Below are 15,862 nucleotides of genomic sequence, written 5' to 3'. Positions count from 1 at the left end.
CGGTGCGCTCAGGAGCCGCGCCGGCGTTCCAAGGCCTTCGCGATCAAGGCCCGGGCGCGATCGCCGTACTCGGCTTGGTCGGCGAGGATCGCGAAGGTTCGCTCGTGCAGGGCGATCTCGGACGGCCGGGTGATGGTCAGTTCGGCCGACACCGTCTCGGTGAGTACCTGCGCCCGGTCGTAGATGACGAAGTTCGTCGCGGGGGCGCGGTAGTCGGCGCAGATCGGGATGATGCCCAGCCGGACCCTCGGATTGGCCATCACCGCGAGCAGGTGGGTGAGTTGCTCGGTCATGGTGGCGGCGTCGCCGACCGTGCGCCACAGCGCGGCCTGGTTGACCACGAAGTGGAACCGGTGCTTGGCCCGGAAGAGCACTTGCTTGCGGGCCATGCGCGCGGCCACCGCGTCCTCCAGGTCGTCGCGTCCGCCGGTGACGGCGATGCAGGCGGTCAGGATCGCTCGCGCGTAGCCCTCGGTTTGCAGCAGTCCCGGCAACGTATCCGGCGCATACCAGCGGATCTGCGTGGTCTGCGCCTCCAGGTCGATCGACTGCCGTTGCCTGCGCGCGTGTCCGGAGGCGACGGTGCGCTGCCACTCCAGGTACATCGACTGCAGATTGCGTGCGTTGGCCACCAGATCGTCCAGCACCGCCGTATTGCCGCACGCCTCGCACCACGCGGCGAGGTCGGCCTCCGAAGGCGTCTGCTTGCCGCCCTCGATCCGGGAGACCTTGCTCGAATGCCAGCCGCACCTCGCGGCCAGTTCCAAGCCGGTGAGGTGGGCGGCGCGACGTAGTTCACGCAGGCGCGCGCCCAGCACCTCGCGTGCGTCCGACACACCGTTCACTCGCCTACGTGCTCACTCTCGCAATATCGTTGATGGTCGATCCCCTTGGGCCACAGCCGCTCCCGCACACGTGAGTAGCGGGCGACCAGCGCCGGGTCGTTAGTGATCGACAACCCCGTGAACGCCCCGTCCTCGGCGAAGGTGTTGAAGGCGACCGTGTTCGTGTCGAACAGCCAGTAATCGTCGTAGGGCAGATCGGCGGTATCGACCAGATGCCGCGGCAGCCAGCGCACCGCCTCGCCGGTGGCGATGTTGTCGTCGGTCGCCGACAACAGCCACCGGGTGTAGTCCGTGTGCGGCACCGTCACGACGCGTAGTCGTTCGAGCGCGACCCCGCGACCGGCTGACTCGACCATCAGAGCATCCCAGGCTTTCCACGACTCGGGCTGTTCGTCTCGCTCGTACGCTACTCCGGCATCGAAGCGGCGCAACGCCTCCTGCTCGTCGTCCATCAGGTACTGATCCCGAACCTCCAGATGGAACGCGCGGAACCGAGCCGCCCGGAACAGCGGCTCGTAACAGCGGTCGCCGACGACGTGCAGCATCAGCGCACCACCACGGCGGTTTCGTGACATTCGAGAGTCAGCTGGGCGAGCAACTCGGGATCGGTGACCGGTTCCCCGGCCACCAGCACCGACCCACAGGTTCCGCTCGCCTCCACCCGTAGCCGCATCCCCGGCTCCAGCCAGTCCAGCAGCTGGTGCGGCACCAGGACCGTCCCGGTGCGGTCGGTGGCGTCGCCCTGCACCACGAGCACGCCGGTGTCGGTGGCGTACACGGCGGGACAAGCTCCATGATCGGATCCGGATCCGAGAAGTCGCAGGTTCATAGCTGATCCTTTGCGAGAGCTGGCGGACGATGTCGTGCAATCGTCCCTACCGGAGGCTCTGTGGGTCAACGCACTTCGCAAAGTCGCGCAAAGTCGTGGCGGCGGTTCGGTGTGGCTTCTACCGTCGATTCGGCAACTCGGGGCCACTGTGGCCACGTCGATCCCGGGCTGCCTTTCTCCCCCGAGGGAAAGGGCTCCGACATGATGAGACGACCCAGGACTGCCGCCGATTTCGCGGTACTGGGTGTGCTGGCGCCAGGCGGATTGCTCACCGTCGAGCAACTGGCTCAGCAGGCGCGACTGACCGCATGGTCGGTACGCAGCGCATTGCTGCGGCTGCAGTCGCGCGGTTTGATCATGGACTGCCGCCACCGCGGTCGCTGGACCATCACGCAACGCGGACGCGGCGAATGGGCAGCGAAGGGACGCCGATTCACCTTGTGACCCAGGGCGGTGCGTCTTCGCTCGGATCGCCGATAGGGCGCGGTTGGCCGGATCGACGTCGCGTATGATCAGTGGACGTTTAGCATTCCGGTATGGGCCGTCGGAGGTGGCTGAGGGCCGCGCTGTGTTTGGTCGTGCTGAGCGCCGGCGGATGTATCGGCGCGGTCGACCGCGGCGACTTCGAACAGGATTTGCGGGCGCGGGGCGGCGGATTGGTGCACGGGCTGGCGGATTCGGCGATCACCGCGGTGCGAGAGTGCCTGGGAATCGCAGATTTCCAGGCGAATGTCATCCTGCTGACCGCGCCGAATTCCACCCGGTTCCGCATGGTGCTGGCAGATCAGCCGAACCAGGTGACTCGATTCCTCTCCGCTCAACCGGATCCCACCGCACGGCAAGCGACCGTTCGACTGCGGGTGCGCGATCCGGACGGATCCCGCCGACTCGACGACTACTCGTTCACCCTCGGTGCGCTCAGTGCGCCGCAACCCGTGCGGGTTTCGGCCATCGACGACATCGACGGTGAGAACTTCGCGATCGGCGAGGTGCCGGGACTCGGGCGGATCGAGGACATCGTCGATACCGCTCTGGTTCGCAGCGCACTCACCGACGGCCAGGTCACCGTGATCATCGTCAGCCGCTTCGGCCGGGAGATACGGATCGTCGCGAACGTCACCTCCCCGCGGACGGACATGGTCGCCGAGTTCGACCGCACCGGCGCGTTCCTCCGAATCCGGCAGATGTAAGGCCATGGCGAGACCGCTCATCACCGCCTTGTCGACCGGTGTCGGCGTCGGCACGTTCAGCGTCGTGATACCCGTGGCGATCTGGCCCGGCGAAGCGGAACTCACCGCGCCACTGTTCTGTTCGGACCCCTACCGCGAACCCGTAGTGGTGTCCGACACCTACCACGACTCCGAGGGCACCTCGGTCGACTACACCCTCTACTGCGTCACCGACCGTGGCGCGGTCACCGACGAGGGATTCTTCCTGCCGTTCCTCGTCCTGATGGCGGTGCACGTCGCGATCATCACCGCCGTGGCCTTCCTTGCCGGATGCTGGAGCCGTCGCAGCACCGCGCCCCAGGCCGATCCGCAGACCACGGCATTCGAACCACCTGTCTACGGATCGCACGAGCCGGACCCCCTCTGATCAGGCCTGGCCGACCGACCCTGGCGGCTCGGAAGCGGTGCGGTGGCGGCCTACTGGTCGGCCCGTCGACCGCATCGATGCCTGTCGAGAACAGCGGAACGTCGTGGTTGTGCCTACGCTGCCGGTTCGTTCGTCACGGGTACACGATGCTCTTCGCGCCCACCATGCGCACCAGGCTGAAGATGGGCAGGCCGATCACCAAATGCTCGATCCCCGTCGAGATACCCACCCACAGGTCACTGGACAGGGCCAGTGGAATGATCACCGCCGCGGCGGTGAGGATTCCCACGATCCAGCTGAAGAACAGTTCCGGTGACGGAGTGCCCAGGCGAAGCAGATACCAGAGGACCCCGCCCAGCAGCGCGCAGATGAAGGCCACCACCGCGAACCAGTACGCGTCCTGGGCCATCGGGTTCCACACCCCGAGATTGCCGCTCTCGCTCACCCTGGTCGCGATGATTTCGATGATCCAGGCGCACAGCCAGGCCGCCAGCGCGGTCACCACCGCCGCCGCGATCACACCGCCGGTGAACATGCCGATGTTGACCTCCGGCCCCTGCTGCGGCCGGGATCGCTGCTGGTCCTGATGATCGGGCTGCTGATACGCGCTGTAGTCGGCCTCCCGGCCATAGCCCGCCCCCTGGCCGTATCCGGGATCCCGGCCCTGTCCAGGGCTTTGGCTGTACCCGTGATCTTGGCCGTATCCGTGATCTTGGCCGTATCCGGGATCACGGTAATTTCCCGGCTGATAGCCGGCTTCGTAACGTGCGGTGTGCTGGTCGCGCGGATCCATGGGATTCAACCGCCGATCACCTCCGTCGAAAGCGTGTGTGTGCGTCGAGTGTAGGGCCGGACCGGACACGCCGCTGCCCCCTACCCAACTCCGCTCGGCCCGTGAGCCGGCCGCGGAAGTCGGCCGCGCTCGGACGAAACCCGCCGTCTCACAACGGGCTTACACCCGCTCGAGTCCGGCGCGCCCGGGCCGGCCGTTGCCGCTGATCACTGGATAGCGGTTGACCAGCGAAAACCGCTACGCCTCGGAAGACAGCACGACCATCGGCGTGGCCGCCGCAGCCGTCACGGGCCGAAGTCCCGCTTGCCTCGGCCGCCGGATGGTTCGGCGACCTCGTGGACTCGCTCGCGCCGTGACCTCCGGCAGATGATCGCGAGCGGGCGGTGGTCGCCGATCCGTAACGCAGTGACCCACCCAACAGTGCATTCTGGAATGATTCCAATAAAGCGGCGGTTGGTTCTGCTGAAGGATTTCGAAAGGAGTACAACCCATGACTGCCGCACCTCGGACCGAGCAGCGGACCAATCGCCGCCTCGCCGACGATGTCCGGAATTTCACCGCTTCCCCCCGGCTGGCCGCAGGCCTACAGCGCGTGCTCGTCGATCTCATCGAACTGCACCTGCAAGGCAAGCAGGCGCACTGGAACGTCGTCGGGACCAACTTCCGCGACCTGCACCTACAGCTCGACGAACTCGTCGACGCGGCCCGCGAGAGCAGCGACACCATCGCCGAGCGGATGCGAGCCCTCGACGCCGTCCCCGACGGGCGTTCCGACACCGTCGCCGCGACGACGAGCCTGCCGCCCTTTCCCGCCCAAGAGGTGAACACCACCGACGTCGTCGATTTGATCACGACGCGGACCTACGCGGCGATCGACACCCTCCGCGACGTGCACGACGCCGTGGACGCCGAGGACCCCAGCACCAGCGATCTGCTACATCAGGTCATCGCCTCGCTGGAGAAGCTGGCGTGGATGATCAAGTCGGAGAACCGCGGCATCTGACCGCCCGCCCCGCCGCGCGATGCTCGCACGCGGCGGGTCCGCCTCAGAAGTGCGCGGCGCCGCCGTCGATGGACAGCGGCACCGCGGTGATGTACTTCGATTCGTCGCCGACCAGGAAGAGCACCGTGTCGGCGATCTCCTCCGCGGTCGCGGCCCAGCGCGGCAGGAACGGGGTGCCCATCCCGTTGAGCAGCGGGTTGGTCTCCCCCGCCGCGGCGAGCGCGGACTGCATGTCACCCGAACCCATGGGCGTGTTCACCCCGCCGGGATGGATGCTGTTGACCCGGATCTCGTACTTGCCGAGTTCGGCGGCGAAAGCCCGCGCCATCCCGGTCACCGCGTGCTTGCTGGCGGTGTAGTGCACCATGAACGGCTGCATCTTCACCCCGGCGTAGGAGCTGGTGAGCACGATCGAGCCGCCGCAGCCGCCCGCGATCACGTGCGGGGCGGCGACCATGACCGTGTTCCAAACTCCGATCACGTTGGTGTCGATGGTGTCCCGGAACGCCCGGGGGGTGATTTCGTCCCATGCGGCCGGGATACAGATGCCCGCATTGGCGATCACGATGTCGAGTCTGCCCAGTTCGGCGACCGCGGCGTCGGTGGCCGAGCGCAAGGCGTCGATATCGCGCACGTCGGCGATGGTGGCGACGATCCGTCCGCCGGCCTCCTCGACCTGCCGCACGGTCTCGTCCAGGTCGTCGGGGGTGGGCGAGTCGTAGGGTACGCCGGGCAGTGGCCCGGCCAGGTCGATCGCGATGATGTCGGCGCCCTCCTGGGCCAGCCGCACCGCGTGCGCCCGGCCCTGACCGCGCGCCGCGCCGGTGATCAGCGCGACCTTGCCTGCTACACGTCCTGCCATGACGGATCCTCTCAGATGCGAAGAAACGACGGGTCCGGGGCGAACCCGCCGGAGACGGTGACCGGCGCGGCGAGCATCCCGGCCGCCGCGTCGGTGAGGAAACAGCCCAGTGCCGCCCAGTCGGGCTCCCGCTCCCCCGCCGCGACCTCCGCTTCGTAGGCGGCACAGACCTCGAACACCATCCGGGTGAGAATCCAGCCGCGCCCGTCCAGCACTCGCTGGTCGATGGACCGCAACCGTTCCCGGGTCGCCGCCATGATCGTGTCGGTGGCCGCGCGCCCGCCGATCGGCCGCTCCAGCAGCGCCGCCGCCGACGGTGTGGTGCGCACCTGGTTGACGAACCGCGCCCGCCACGACGGTGCGGGCCGGTCGGCTAGGCTGCGGACGGCGGGGACGATCAGGCAGCGCAGTAGTTCCACCAGGGTGGGCTCCGGTCCGAGCGCGGCCAGCATGCCGGCCCGCATCGGCTCGGACTGCTCGGTGTAGCGGTCCAGCATGGCGCCGATCAGTCCGTCCCGATCGCCGAAGTGGTAGGCGACCGCGGAGTGGTTGGCATTGCCTGCGTGCTCGGCGATCCGCCGACTGGAGACCTGGTCGATGCCATAGCGGCCGTACAACTCCTCGGCCGCGTCCATCAGAGCCCGCCGGGCCGCGTCGCTGTGCCGTGCCATCTGTCTCCGCTCTTCGTCACCGCGAGATTAAGTCAGGTGGCGTAATTTGTCGAGGCCACCGACGCGCCCGCCGACCGGCGACCGCACCGACTCGACGGGTAACCAGTTTTCGGGAACGACCCGGCACTATGTGACCGAATATTCACGCAGCATAGGAGGCGTCGCCACGTCGGCGATGCGATGACGCCGTGGATTCTTCCACTCCTAGCGCATGACAGTTTCGACATGCGGTGAACTCGCCATAGGCGCTGCTTATCGCCAGTCTTCTACTCGTCGCCGTGAGCTGCGCCCTGCGCCTCCGGAGCCGGTAGCTTTGCGATTTCGCGTACAGGACGGCACGGAAGCACGCTAGTATGTGAACACAGATTCACGAACAGAGGAGCGCGATGATGCGTACCCCCCTTCGGCTCGCCGCCGCCTCGGCCGCCGCGGCGACTCTCGTCGTCACCGCGGCCGGTGCGACGGCCGAACCGATCAGCTCCGCCCCGGTGACCACCGTCGCGGCCGGAACCGGCTCGTCGGCGGCGGACTCCGGATCGGCGGCGGCGCGCACGGGCTTGTACTACCTCGAGCGCGGCGACATCATCGGAATTCTCGTGCTCATGGTCGCCGCCCCTTTGCAGATATTGACCAGTGGAATCTGCGACCTGGCCACGATGTCCGCGCTTCCGAGTCCGTGCGTCGCAGGGCCCCAGTGAACCGCGCCCGGCTCCCGTTCAGAAGTGCGGTCACGCGTATGAACAGGGTTCGCGGGCAGACTTTCTGACGCGCGAGGTCTCCGGTGGCGGGTGATCGACCGGCTCCGACTCCGGAGGCCCCGGCACCAGCCCGGCGGCGCGAGCGATATCGATCGGCCGCCGGCACTTCGAGATCGCCGCTGGATGACTTCCCTCGGTTTGTCCTGCATATCAAGGGGTAGGCGATGGTCGCGACAGCGACGATCCAACCCCTCAGGAGAACCACCCATGAATCAACCCCGCGACACCGCCGACGAGGCAAACTCGCACGAAACCTCGGATGCGAGAGAAAAGAGCATTCTCGAGGGCCGATCCGAGGCGTCCGGCAACCTGGCGGGCCCAGGTCCCCACAGCGACCGAGATGAAGACCCCGACACATAATCCGCGACCGGCACACGATGCGGCCCTGCGGCGCAAATTCTCGGTGACCATGACCACGCGCTGAAGACCGTCGTTCTCAGGATGCGACAGACCCGCCTGTGATCACCCCCGGCTGGAGCCGATAGAGAACACCGTGTCGATGAGCCGGCCGAACCGGCGGGTGAGCCCCTCGGCCGACTCCTCCGGATGCTCCCGGGCCCAAGCCATGATCGCGTCCACCGCGGCTGTCCAGATCCGGGCGAGCGCGTCGATGTCCTTCTCGTCGGTGTCGCCGAGTTCGTGCAGGAATCGGCGTACTCCCGAGGCCGCGTGGTTCGCGATCCGTTCCCGGTAGGCGTGGGCCAACTTTCCCGCGCCACCGGCATCGGGGGCGGTGGGGTCGTGAATGATGCGCCAGGCGGTGCGGTCGGGGCCGAGAGTGTCGAAGATGCCGCGCAGCGCGTTCGCCGGTACGGCGAAAAACTCGGCCTCGCCGCCCATTTCGAGATCCAGGCGTTCGAGCAGCGGCTCCGCCACGATGGTCAGGCATTCGGCGTACAGCTGCTCCTTCGAGACGAAGTGCTGATACACCAGCGCTTTGGAGATACCCGCGCGCGCCGCGATGGAGACCATCGACACTCCCGCGAAGCCGTGCTCGGCGAACTCCCGCAAGGCGACCGCCAGAATCTCTTGGCGTCGATCATCGGAGGGCATGCCCTTGGTTCCCAGACCCGCGGCCGTTGACATGGCCTCGAACTTACCTTACGGTCACTTCAACGGAAGTGACCGTAAGGTCATATCAAGGGTGTGGGAGGAACCAGGCCATGTCCCTGTGGCAACAGATCAATCAACCGGTGACCTACGCCATCCCCTTCTTCGTCCTGGCCATGGCGCTCGAGATCGCCGCCCTGCGCGGGCACGACGACCTGGCCGGCTACGCGAAGGTTGATGCCCGTACCAGCCTGATCATGGGGGCGGTGTCCGTATTCATCAGTGGCGCGGCGAAATTCGCCGCATTGATCGCTTACGCGGCGCTGTATGTGCGCGCACCGTGGCAGCTCGATCCGCGCAATCCGCTGGCATGGGTCGCGGTCCTGGTCGGCGTGGACCTGCTCTGGTATCTCTACCACCGGGTCTCCCACCGCGTCCGGCTGGTTTGGGCCGCGCATCAGGTGCACCACAACAGCCGGTACTTCAACTACGCGACAGCACTGCGGCAGAAGTGGAATCCTTGGTTCGAACTGCTTTTCTGGACGCCGCTGCCCCTGCTGGGCGTACCGCCGTGGATGGTGTTCACGGCCTGGTCGTTCAACCTCGTCTACCAGTTCTGGGTGCACACCGAGACCATCGGGAAACTGCCGCGGTGGTTCGAGTTCGTGTTCAACACTCCCTCCCACCACCGCGTGCACCACGCCAGCGATCCGGAATACCTCGACAAGAACTACGGCGGAATCCTCATCCTCTGGGACCGCTTGTTCGGCAGCTTCCGCGCCGAAACGTTCCGTCCGACCTACGGACTCACCAAGAACATCGAAAGCACCGATATCCTCACACTCCAGTACTACCAATTCGGTGCGCTGTGGCGTGACCTCCGCTCCACGCGGCGCGTACGCGACTGGCTCGGCTACACCTTCGGGCCTCCCGGCTGGGAGCCCGGTGCGGGGGCGACACAGACCGCCACCCGGGCCGGCCTGGATTGAATTTCACGTCCGACCACAGGGGTCACCGTCGGTCGATACCGGGCGTGATCACCTCCATGTGGCGGCGTTCTCGCGGGCGTAGGACTTCAGATCCCGTGCGGGGTGGCCGGTGATCCGTTCGACCGTATCGGTCACCACGGCGTTGCCGCCGTCGCGGATCACCCGGAACAGGGCCAGTTGCCAGATGATCGAGCGTTCGTCCAGACCGGCTTCGCGCAGGCCGTCGGCGAACCGGTCGGCGGTGATGGCCCGGTAGCGCAGTTCCCGGCCCGCGGCTTCACCCAAGGTCTCGGTGACCTGCCGGAGGGTCAGGACCTCAGGTCCGGTGAGGATGTGAACTTCTCCCGAATGTCCGTCCTCGGTGAGCGCGGCGGCGGCCACTTCCGCGATGTCACGGGTGTCGACGAAGCCGACGACGGCATCGGCGGCCGGAAGCGCGAGTTCGCCGTTCTCGCGCAGGGGCGCCGCGAAGCCCTCGCCGAAGTTCTGCTGGAACCAGTTCGGCCGCAGAATGATCCACTCCTTGCCCGAAGCGCGCACGTCCGCCTCCCAAGCGGCCATCGGAATCGCGTCGGGCAACTCGTCGACGCCCAGCACCGACAGCAGCACTACTTTGCGCATGTGCGCGGCGGCGGCCAGCAGCTCGCCGACGAGACCGGGTTCGCCGGGCATGGCATACGGGCCGACGACGTACACGCCGTCGATGCCGTGCAGCGCGGGAGCCCAGGTGGAACGGTCGGCCCAGTCGAAACGCACCGGTTCGACCCCGGTGGTGGCCGCGGCGGGAGTGCGGCTTGCCGCGCGCACGTGGACGCCGCGGGCTACCAGCGCGTCCACCACGGGCCCACCGGTCTTGCCGGTCGCGCCGAGCACCAGAACAGTCATCGTATTTCTCCTCGGATCGGTTGTACCGGAGGAAATCTACGGATCATCGCCCGGATGATGAATGCCTGAAAATCCGGAATACATGTCCTATAGTCCCGAACCTGTGGACGTTCTCTCCGACGCGCTTGCCGCGATGCGAACGGGCCGAACCCGCGCGGCCCGCACCGACGTACGAGCGCCGTGGGGCCTGCGCTTTTCGGCCGTCACCGGCACGACCTTCCACGTCGTGCTCAGCGGCACGTGCTGGCTGCTGGCCGACGGAACCCCGCCCCTCGCGCTGAGCCCGGGCGATGTGGTTTTCCTCCGCACAGGGAGCTCGCACGCTCTCGCGGACAGCCCGCACACGCCGCTGATCGACTTCGCTCCCGAGCGCTCGGAACCGGATTCGCCGATCGGTCATGTCCGCGTGGACGGCCCGGGAGCGCAGTCGATCCTGCTCTGTGGCGCATACCAACTCGATCGAACGCGGCCGCATCCGCTGATGAAGGAATTGCCCGTGTTCCTGCACCTACCCGCCGGGAACGCGGAGCTCGGTCATCTCGTCGGCCTGCTGGCGACCGAATTCGACCAGGATCGGCCCGGCCGGGATGGCATCGTTCCCCCGCTGGTCGACGCGATGCTGCTCTACATCCTGCGCACCTGGGCCGACCAGCGCACCGATGCGCCGGGATGGGCGCGGGCGCTCGCCGACCGGGCGGTCGGCCAGGCGTTGCGCGATATGCACTCCCACCCGGCCACCCCCTGGACAGTGGAACAACTGGCGGCGCGAAACGGACTGTCCCGTTCGGTGTTCGCCCAGCGGTTCACCGCACTGGTGGGCGAACCTCCGGTGTCGTATCTGACCTGGTGGCGGATGACCAGCGCAGGCCGCATGCTCCGCGAATCCGACGCCCCGCTCAGGAATGTGGCCGCGCAGGTCGGCTACAGCTCCGAATTCGCCTTCGCCAAGGCGTTCAAGCGCGCTTACGGCGTGGCGCCGGGGACATACCGCCGCTCGGCGATGATCGATCTACCGAGCGTCCCGGCCCGGACCCTTGCCTGATGCCAGGAGCGTGGAAGTCACAGCGTCAGCAGAACCTTGGTGGCGCGGCGCTGGTCCGGGTCCGAACCGCAGATACAGGTCGCGGTGACGCGGATGACCGCATCGGCCGGTTCGACGATCCTCGGATCCTCCCGCTCCTCGACCCGCAAATCCCCGGGGAGCATGCATAACGACTCCACGCATGATCAGTTTCTCCTCACCGTCGCTTCCGGATCACCCCCCGGCGATGCCCGGTCAACCCCCGTGCACGCACTTGCGGGAGTCTCTGTCGAGAGGTGTACCCAGGACAGCCACACCGATGTGCCGTCCGTGGGTCTGCGCCACGGTGCTGTGGTGGAGGGCAACAGCGAGCGGTCGGCAATCGGCTACGCCTCAGGTCCGGTCGTGGCCCGCTTCTCGAGCACTCCGGCGAGGGCCGAGGCGATCATGGCGACCGCCCGATCATGGTCCTGGGCCGTTCGCCGCAGGATGCCCAGCGCGATGGTCCCCGGCATCTCGGCGAGTGCCTGAGTCAGGCGTATCCGAACAGCGGAGTCCGCCGTGGGCGCGGCGAGTTCATCGGTCAGCGCGCTCATGATCCGGTCCGCGCACTCCGGATCCAGTGCCAGTGCGCCGAGCACCTCGGCCGCCTCGACGTCGTTCGCACCCTCGACCACCATGCCGACCAGCGCGGGCACGGCTGCGGTCACGCCACGTGTACCGGATGCCAGAGCCGCGTGCCTGCGCACTGTCGCGTCGGTGTCCCCGAGGGCATCCGCGAGCAGCGAGGTCGCCTCGTCACCGGGTATCTCGGCGATCGCCCGCACCGCGCGCCGCCGGATGTCGACGTTCTCGGAGTACACGCCGGATGCCACGCTCGCCACACCGTCAGCGCCCGCCCGCGCCAATGCCCACCGCAGAGCCCCGGCGACGTTCGGATCGGATTCGGCGAGCACCGCCTCAGCCAGCAACTCGAGGGGAACCGGCACGTCCTCGGGCGGGGCCAGGACGGTTTGCTGGCGGCGCGCAGCGCTGGGCGAGTGGAGGCCGTGCAGGAGCTCGACGATGCGCAGGACGCCCTGCCAGCCGGTGGGCGCCGAGGCGTCGACGGCACGCAGTCGCTCGAGCAGCTCCTGCTCGCGCCGCAATCGCTCCTCGGTCCGTCGGATGAGGTCGCCGACCAGCGCGGACGGCGTGAAGGCGGGATCCTCCAAGGCGGATCCGATCTGCCGCAGCGACAATCCGAGGGACCGCAGACTTTCCACATGGAAGATCCGGCGGATGTCCTCGGCGGAGTACTCGCGGTAGCCCCCCACAGTGCGGCCGGTCGGCCGCACCAGCCCGAGGGAGTCGTAGTGCCTGAGCATCCGGGTACTCACTCCGGAACGGCGCGCCACCTCGCCGATCAGCACGCTGTTCCCTCGACCCGTTCCGGGCCGAGCGCGACGATCCGTTTCGCCTCGTCGACGGCCGGGTCGAAACCGGCATCCGGGTCGTCCAGGAGCTGCTGGGTGGCGCGCGCATGCGCACGCACCGCCGGGTCCGCACTCGTCCGCGCGGCCCGCAGGGCGGGCTCGATCACGTCCCCGAGCGCGACGAGTGCCCGGCTGAGGCTCCGTTGCACATTCCGGTCACCGCGACCGAGTTGTGCGACCAGTTCCGCGATCAGGCCTTCCTCCTCCCCGGCGGGCACGAGGACGACGGCGGCACGCCACGCACTTCGCGCGACCTCGTCGTCGGCGTCGTGCAGCAACGACCGGGTGATCGCGGGCCACGCATCCCGGTCCCCGATCTTCGACAGCGTATGCAACGCCTGGCTTCGGGCCTGGGAGCGCTCGGACCGCAGCTCCGCACGGAGTCTGGGCACCGTGATCTCCGACGGGAAGCGCGTCAACGCCCAGGTGAGCATGTCGCGCACGAAGAAGTCGGGCTCGATCGCGCACCGCGCCACGAGCGCGTCGACCAAGCCGTCGTCGGGGTGCGTGCCGACCGCCAGCGCCGCCTGGAGCCGCGTCGACGAGTCTCCGGCGGACAATGCTTCGAGCAGCCGCGTGTCGTGTGAATTCCTGTGTGCCGAGTTGATGGGGACCACCTCCTGCACCCAGTGAAGACCATGTCACAGTGTCAAGGTCAAGCGCGGGATGCGCGGGGCGATCAGCAGCTCAGCGGGAACCGGTCGGGCCGGCGCGAACCCCGGCCGCGGAAGGGGCACTACGCCCCCGCCAGGGGGCGAGGCCGCGGCGCTCGGCAGCGCGCTCGCGGCTCGCGTCCAGAGACAACCTCCCCGCTGGGAGATGTCGCCAACGGCGATCAGGCGCGGCGCCGAGGCCGGAGTTTCACGCCGCCGACCGTGCACGGCCGCGCGACCGGCGGCCCGACATGGTTGCGCGCAGGCGTCTCGTCTCGGTGCGGCTTCGGCCGGTTCGAACCGGTGAGCCGTCAACGGCTTTCGCGATCCCCTCAGCGCTGGCGCCAGCTAAGCGGACCCGGCAGGTCGACACTGTTCTTCTTGCTGCGGGAGTTCCACGACCACGGGCCGATCTTGATACTCCACGAGGACAGACCCGATTGGGTGAAATTGAGTTTCAGCGGCCCGAAGGATCTACGCTGACGGTACTTGATGGGCATTAGCGACCTCCCTGACTCGACCCCGGCTACGGAACCGGTTATCTCCCATTACTTTCCCTGGTCAGAAGAGACCAAACAACGACGAACGAGCCGGTCGGGTAGCCGCGCAGCCTGGATAATGTTGACGGCCAATGGTTCTCCGTGGTGGAGGTGGGATGACACGGGTCTTCACGAGTCAATTGGCATGCCTCCACCGAGTGTGTAGCGGAATGCCTGACGGCGGAGAACCTGGGCAAGCGCATCTACTGCGCGGCAATGGAATCGGTGACCGATCCGGATGCCACCCGCACGTGGCAATGCTGTGAATTTCGGTCGCGACGCGCAGATCAGGCAGGAGCGGCCCGATGGCCGAACTCGCCTACCACTCCTTGTCACCGCTACCGCGGCACCTACCGCGTCATGGCACCCGGCGCCCGCACAGCCCGAACCCGGACGACCATAGTGGACCGGCCCTCCGCACCACCCACCGCGCGGCGCGCCGACGGCAACCGCGCCCGCAGGTCCGGTGAGCGAACACGGCGCGACGACCGAGAATGCCGCACACTGCTCCCATGACGACGCCCGAGACGCGAACAGGACCGATGTTCCGGTGGACCGAGGTCGGCACCGGCGGTGTGATCGCCCCGGGCGAGCGATTGACCTGGCCGCGCACGATCGGGATCGGGTTGCAGCATGTGGTGGCGATGTTCGGCGCCACCTTCCTCGTGCCGGTCCTCACCGGGTTCCCGCCGTCGGCGACGTTGCTCTTCTCCGGGGTCGGCACCCTGCTGTTCCTGGTGATCACCCGCAACCGGCTGCCGAGCTATCTCGGTTCGAGTTTCGCGATCATCGCACCGGTCCTCGCGGCCACCGCCTCCGACGGCATGGGTGCGGCCCTCGGCGGGATCGTCGTGGTAGGTGCCCTGCTGATCGTCATCGGCGTGGTGGTGCACTTCGCAGGCACCCACTGGATCGAGGCGCTGATGCCGCCGGTGGTCACCGGCACCATCGTCGCCCTCATCGGGCTGAACCTGGCGCCGACCGCCGAAACGAACTTCGAGAAGGACGCCATCACGGCCACGGTCGTGCTCATCCTGCTGATCTCGTGTCTCGTACTCTTCCGCGGATTGCTCGGCAGGCTGGCCATCGTCGCCAGTGTCGTGCTCGGCTATCTACTCGCACTCGCGCGCGGCGAGGTCGACACGGCGGCAATCAGGAGCGCCGCATGGGTGGGGCTGCCCGACTTCCACGCGCCCGGCTTCCACCTCTCGGTGATTCCGATGTTCCTGCCGGTGGTGCTGGTACTCGTGGTGGAGAACATCGGGCACGTCAAGTCGATCACCACGATGACCGGAATCGACTACGACCGGCGCATGGGCCGCGCGCTGGCGGCCGACGGCCTGGCGACGGTCCTCGCCGGCAGTGGCGGCGGCTCGGCGACCACCACATACGCAGAGAACATCGGCGTGATGGCAGCGACGAAGGTGTACTCGACCGCCGCGTACTGGGTGGCAGGCGCCGCCGCCATAGCGCTCAGCCTCTCACCGAAGGTAGGAGCGGTGATCGCAGCCATCCCGGCCGGGGTGCTCGGTGGTGTCACGACCGCGCTCTACGGCCTGGTGGGGATCCTCGGCGTGCACATCTGGGTGAGCAACCGGGTGGACTTCGGTACACCGATCAACCAGTTCACCGCGGCCATACCGCTGGTCATCGGCATCGCCGACTTCACATGGAAAGTAGGCGATCTCGACTTCGGCGGCATCGCCCTCGGGGCCCTCGCCGCGCTGGTGATCCACCACGCGATGCGGCTGATCGGGCGATGGCGCGGAACCGTTGAACCCCACCACGCGCACGACGAGACCAAGCCGGCGGAACCGACGGACCGCCGCCCCGGCGGCGGTTCATCCGGTGATTGAACCTCCACGACCCGGGTAGACAGGAGTCGAACACATG

At 67.6% G+C, this 15,862-nt stretch carries 19 protein-coding genes and 1 pseudogene; 8 read left to right on the top strand and 12 right to left on the bottom strand.

Going from position 1 to position 15,862, the window contains the following annotated elements; all coding sequences use genetic code 11:
• Positions 1–8: 8 nt before the first annotated feature.
• From ABZ420_RS11110 to ABZ420_RS11100, 3 genes are read right to left on the bottom strand one after another with little or no spacing between them, the layout of a single operon-like run.
• Complete coding sequence (locus ABZ420_RS11110) at positions 9–836, bottom strand: helix-turn-helix transcriptional regulator (protein ID WP_245659807.1); 828 nt, start codon at positions 834–836, stop codon at positions 9–11.
• Positions 837–841: 5 nt separating this feature from the next.
• The gene (locus ABZ420_RS11105; protein ID WP_357120218.1) at positions 842–1,390 is read right to left on the bottom strand and encodes a DUF6879 family protein; all 549 of its coding nucleotides are present in this window, start codon (positions 1,388–1,390) and stop codon (positions 842–844) included.
• The gene (locus ABZ420_RS11100) at positions 1,390–1,674 is read right to left on the bottom strand and encodes a hypothetical protein (protein ID WP_357120215.1); all 285 of its coding nucleotides are present in this window, start codon (positions 1,672–1,674) and stop codon (positions 1,390–1,392) included. The genes ABZ420_RS11105 and ABZ420_RS11100 overlap by 1 nt, the downstream gene beginning before the upstream one ends.
• A 201-nt stretch (positions 1,675–1,875) precedes the next feature.
• Here ABZ420_RS11100 and ABZ420_RS11095 point away from each other — a divergent pair, with 201 nt between their 5' ends.
• The 3 genes from ABZ420_RS11095 (at position 1,876) to ABZ420_RS11085 (ending at position 3,270) form a co-directional block, all read left to right on the top strand.
• Positions 1,876–2,118, top strand: coding sequence for a GntR family transcriptional regulator (locus tag ABZ420_RS11095; protein WP_357120211.1), 243 nt, complete (start codon positions 1,876–1,878; stop codon positions 2,116–2,118).
• Positions 2,119–2,210: 92 nt separating this feature from the next.
• Positions 2,211–2,864 (top strand): hypothetical protein, encoded by a 654-nt coding sequence (locus ABZ420_RS11090; RefSeq protein ID WP_357120208.1) that lies wholly within the window; start codon positions 2,211–2,213, stop codon positions 2,862–2,864.
• A 4-nt stretch (positions 2,865–2,868) separates the two neighbouring features.
• The gene (locus ABZ420_RS11085; RefSeq protein WP_357120205.1) at positions 2,869–3,270 is read left to right on the top strand and encodes a hypothetical protein; all 402 of its coding nucleotides are present in this window, start codon (positions 2,869–2,871) and stop codon (positions 3,268–3,270) included.
• Between the two features lie 133 nt (positions 3,271–3,403).
• Here ABZ420_RS11085 and ABZ420_RS11080 read toward each other — a convergent pair whose 3' ends face one another.
• A complete protein-coding gene (locus ABZ420_RS11080; RefSeq protein ID WP_357120525.1) occupies positions 3,404–4,063 on the bottom strand; it encodes a DUF6069 family protein in 660 nt (219 codons plus the stop codon).
• A 490-nt stretch (positions 4,064–4,553) separates the two neighbouring features.
• Here ABZ420_RS11080 and ABZ420_RS11075 point away from each other — a divergent pair, with 490 nt between their 5' ends.
• Entirely contained in the window at positions 4,554–5,066 is a 513-nt protein-coding gene (locus ABZ420_RS11075; protein WP_357120202.1) for a DNA starvation/stationary phase protection protein, read from the top strand.
• A 43-nt stretch (positions 5,067–5,109) separates the two neighbouring features.
• Here the strand turns inward: ABZ420_RS11075 and ABZ420_RS11070 are convergent, their stop codons facing one another.
• Both ABZ420_RS11070 and ABZ420_RS11065 read right to left on the bottom strand, forming a co-directional pair.
• A complete protein-coding gene (locus ABZ420_RS11070) occupies positions 5,110–5,928 on the bottom strand; it encodes a mycofactocin-coupled SDR family oxidoreductase (RefSeq protein WP_357120199.1) in 819 nt (272 codons plus the stop codon).
• Positions 5,929–5,939: 11 nt separating this feature from the next.
• The gene (locus ABZ420_RS11065; protein ID WP_357120196.1) at positions 5,940–6,599 is read right to left on the bottom strand and encodes a TetR family transcriptional regulator; all 660 of its coding nucleotides are present in this window, start codon (positions 6,597–6,599) and stop codon (positions 5,940–5,942) included.
• Positions 6,600–6,985: 386 nt separating this feature from the next.
• Between ABZ420_RS11065 and ABZ420_RS11060 the strand changes: the two genes are divergently transcribed.
• Positions 6,986–7,297, top strand: a complete 312-nt coding sequence (locus ABZ420_RS11060) for a hypothetical protein (RefSeq protein ID WP_063048796.1) — start codon at positions 6,986–6,988, stop codon at positions 7,295–7,297.
• Between the two features lie 522 nt (positions 7,298–7,819).
• Here the strand turns inward: ABZ420_RS11060 and ABZ420_RS11055 are convergent.
• Positions 7,820–8,443, bottom strand: coding sequence for a helix-turn-helix domain-containing protein (locus ABZ420_RS11055; protein WP_357120193.1), 624 nt, complete (start codon positions 8,441–8,443; stop codon positions 7,820–7,822).
• A 77-nt stretch (positions 8,444–8,520) separates the two neighbouring features.
• Here ABZ420_RS11055 and ABZ420_RS11050 point away from each other — a divergent pair, with 77 nt between their 5' ends.
• Positions 8,521–9,396, top strand: coding sequence for a sterol desaturase family protein (locus ABZ420_RS11050; protein WP_357120190.1), 876 nt, complete (start codon positions 8,521–8,523; stop codon positions 9,394–9,396).
• Between the two features lie 48 nt (positions 9,397–9,444).
• Here ABZ420_RS11050 and ABZ420_RS11045 read toward each other — a convergent pair whose 3' ends face one another.
• The gene (locus tag ABZ420_RS11045; RefSeq protein ID WP_357120187.1) at positions 9,445–10,281 is read right to left on the bottom strand and encodes an NAD(P)H-binding protein; all 837 of its coding nucleotides are present in this window, start codon (positions 10,279–10,281) and stop codon (positions 9,445–9,447) included.
• 103 nt (positions 10,282–10,384) lie between these two features.
• Here ABZ420_RS11045 and ABZ420_RS11040 point away from each other — a divergent pair, with 103 nt between their 5' ends.
• The gene (locus tag ABZ420_RS11040; RefSeq protein WP_357120184.1) at positions 10,385–11,323 is read left to right on the top strand and encodes an AraC family transcriptional regulator; all 939 of its coding nucleotides are present in this window, start codon (positions 10,385–10,387) and stop codon (positions 11,321–11,323) included.
• Between the two features lie 59 nt (positions 11,324–11,382).
• Here ABZ420_RS11040 and ABZ420_RS11035 read toward each other — a convergent pair.
• From ABZ420_RS11035 to ABZ420_RS11020, 4 genes and pseudogenes are all read right to left on the bottom strand, one after another.
• Positions 11,383–11,506 (bottom strand): annotated as a pseudogene (locus tag ABZ420_RS11035) (IMP dehydrogenase); the annotation flags it as partial.
• A 182-nt stretch (positions 11,507–11,688) separates the two neighbouring features.
• Entirely contained in the window at positions 11,689–12,714 is a 1,026-nt protein-coding gene (locus ABZ420_RS11030) for a MerR family transcriptional regulator (protein WP_357120181.1), read from the bottom strand.
• Positions 12,708–13,403 carry a HEAT repeat domain-containing protein gene (locus ABZ420_RS11025; RefSeq protein WP_357120178.1) on the bottom strand — a complete coding sequence of 232 codons (696 nt, stop codon included), beginning with the start codon at positions 13,401–13,403 and terminating at the stop codon, positions 12,708–12,710. Before ABZ420_RS11025 ends, ABZ420_RS11030 begins: the two co-directional genes overlap by 7 nt.
• 359 nt (positions 13,404–13,762) lie before the next feature.
• Positions 13,763–13,930, bottom strand: a complete 168-nt coding sequence (locus ABZ420_RS11020) for a DUF4236 domain-containing protein (RefSeq protein WP_084466474.1) — start codon at positions 13,928–13,930, stop codon at positions 13,763–13,765.
• 581 nt (positions 13,931–14,511) lie between these two features.
• Between ABZ420_RS11020 and ABZ420_RS11015 the strand changes: the two genes are divergently transcribed.
• A complete protein-coding gene (locus ABZ420_RS11015; protein ID WP_357120522.1) occupies positions 14,512–15,825 on the top strand; it encodes a solute carrier family 23 protein in 1,314 nt (437 codons plus the stop codon).
• Positions 15,826–15,862: the final 37 nt, after the last annotated feature.

It is taken from the genome of Nocardia sp. NPDC005745 (genome assembly GCF_040630775.1).
In the GTDB taxonomy this organism is placed as follows: Bacteria; Actinomycetota; Actinomycetes; order Mycobacteriales; family Mycobacteriaceae; genus Nocardia.
The sequence above is the reverse complement of the archived record's forward strand: the minus strand, read 5'-3'. Positions and strand labels throughout refer to the sequence as shown.

Bases quoted from the DNA above. Each gene is read 5' to 3' on its own strand.
- ABZ420_RS11075 (WP_357120202.1), top strand. From the start codon at position 4,554: ATGACTGCCGCACCTCGGACCGAGCAGCGGACCAATCGCCGCCTCGCC.
- ABZ420_RS11020 (WP_084466474.1), bottom strand. From the start codon at position 13,930: ATGCCCATCAAGTACCGTCAGCGTAGATCCTTCGGGCCGCTGAAACTC.
- ABZ420_RS11050 (WP_357120190.1), top strand. From the start codon at position 8,521: ATGTCCCTGTGGCAACAGATCAATCAACCGGTGACCTACGCCATCCCC.
- ABZ420_RS11080 (WP_357120525.1), bottom strand. From the start codon at position 4,063: ATGGATCCGCGCGACCAGCACACCGCACGTTACGAAGCCGGCTATCAG.
- ABZ420_RS11090 (WP_357120208.1), top strand. From the start codon at position 2,211: ATGGGCCGTCGGAGGTGGCTGAGGGCCGCGCTGTGTTTGGTCGTGCTG.
- ABZ420_RS11055 (WP_357120193.1), bottom strand. From the start codon at position 8,443: ATGTCAACGGCCGCGGGTCTGGGAACCAAGGGCATGCCCTCCGATGAT.
- ABZ420_RS11015 (WP_357120522.1), top strand. From the start codon at position 14,512: ATGTTCCGGTGGACCGAGGTCGGCACCGGCGGTGTGATCGCCCCGGGC.
- ABZ420_RS11105 (WP_357120218.1), bottom strand. From the start codon at position 1,390: ATGCTGCACGTCGTCGGCGACCGCTGTTACGAGCCGCTGTTCCGGGCG.
- ABZ420_RS11065 (WP_357120196.1), bottom strand. From the start codon at position 6,599: ATGGCACGGCACAGCGACGCGGCCCGGCGGGCTCTGATGGACGCGGCC.
- ABZ420_RS11085 (WP_357120205.1), top strand. From the start codon at position 2,869: ATGGCGAGACCGCTCATCACCGCCTTGTCGACCGGTGTCGGCGTCGGC.
- ABZ420_RS11095 (WP_357120211.1), top strand. From the start codon at position 1,876: ATGATGAGACGACCCAGGACTGCCGCCGATTTCGCGGTACTGGGTGTG.
- ABZ420_RS11045 (WP_357120187.1), bottom strand. From the start codon at position 10,281: ATGACTGTTCTGGTGCTCGGCGCGACCGGCAAGACCGGTGGGCCCGTG.
- ABZ420_RS11100 (WP_357120215.1), bottom strand. From the start codon at position 1,674: ATGAACCTGCGACTTCTCGGATCCGGATCCGATCATGGAGCTTGTCCC.
- ABZ420_RS11070 (WP_357120199.1), bottom strand. From the start codon at position 5,928: ATGGCAGGACGTGTAGCAGGCAAGGTCGCGCTGATCACCGGCGCGGCG.
- ABZ420_RS11060 (WP_063048796.1), top strand. From the start codon at position 6,986: ATGATGCGTACCCCCCTTCGGCTCGCCGCCGCCTCGGCCGCCGCGGCG.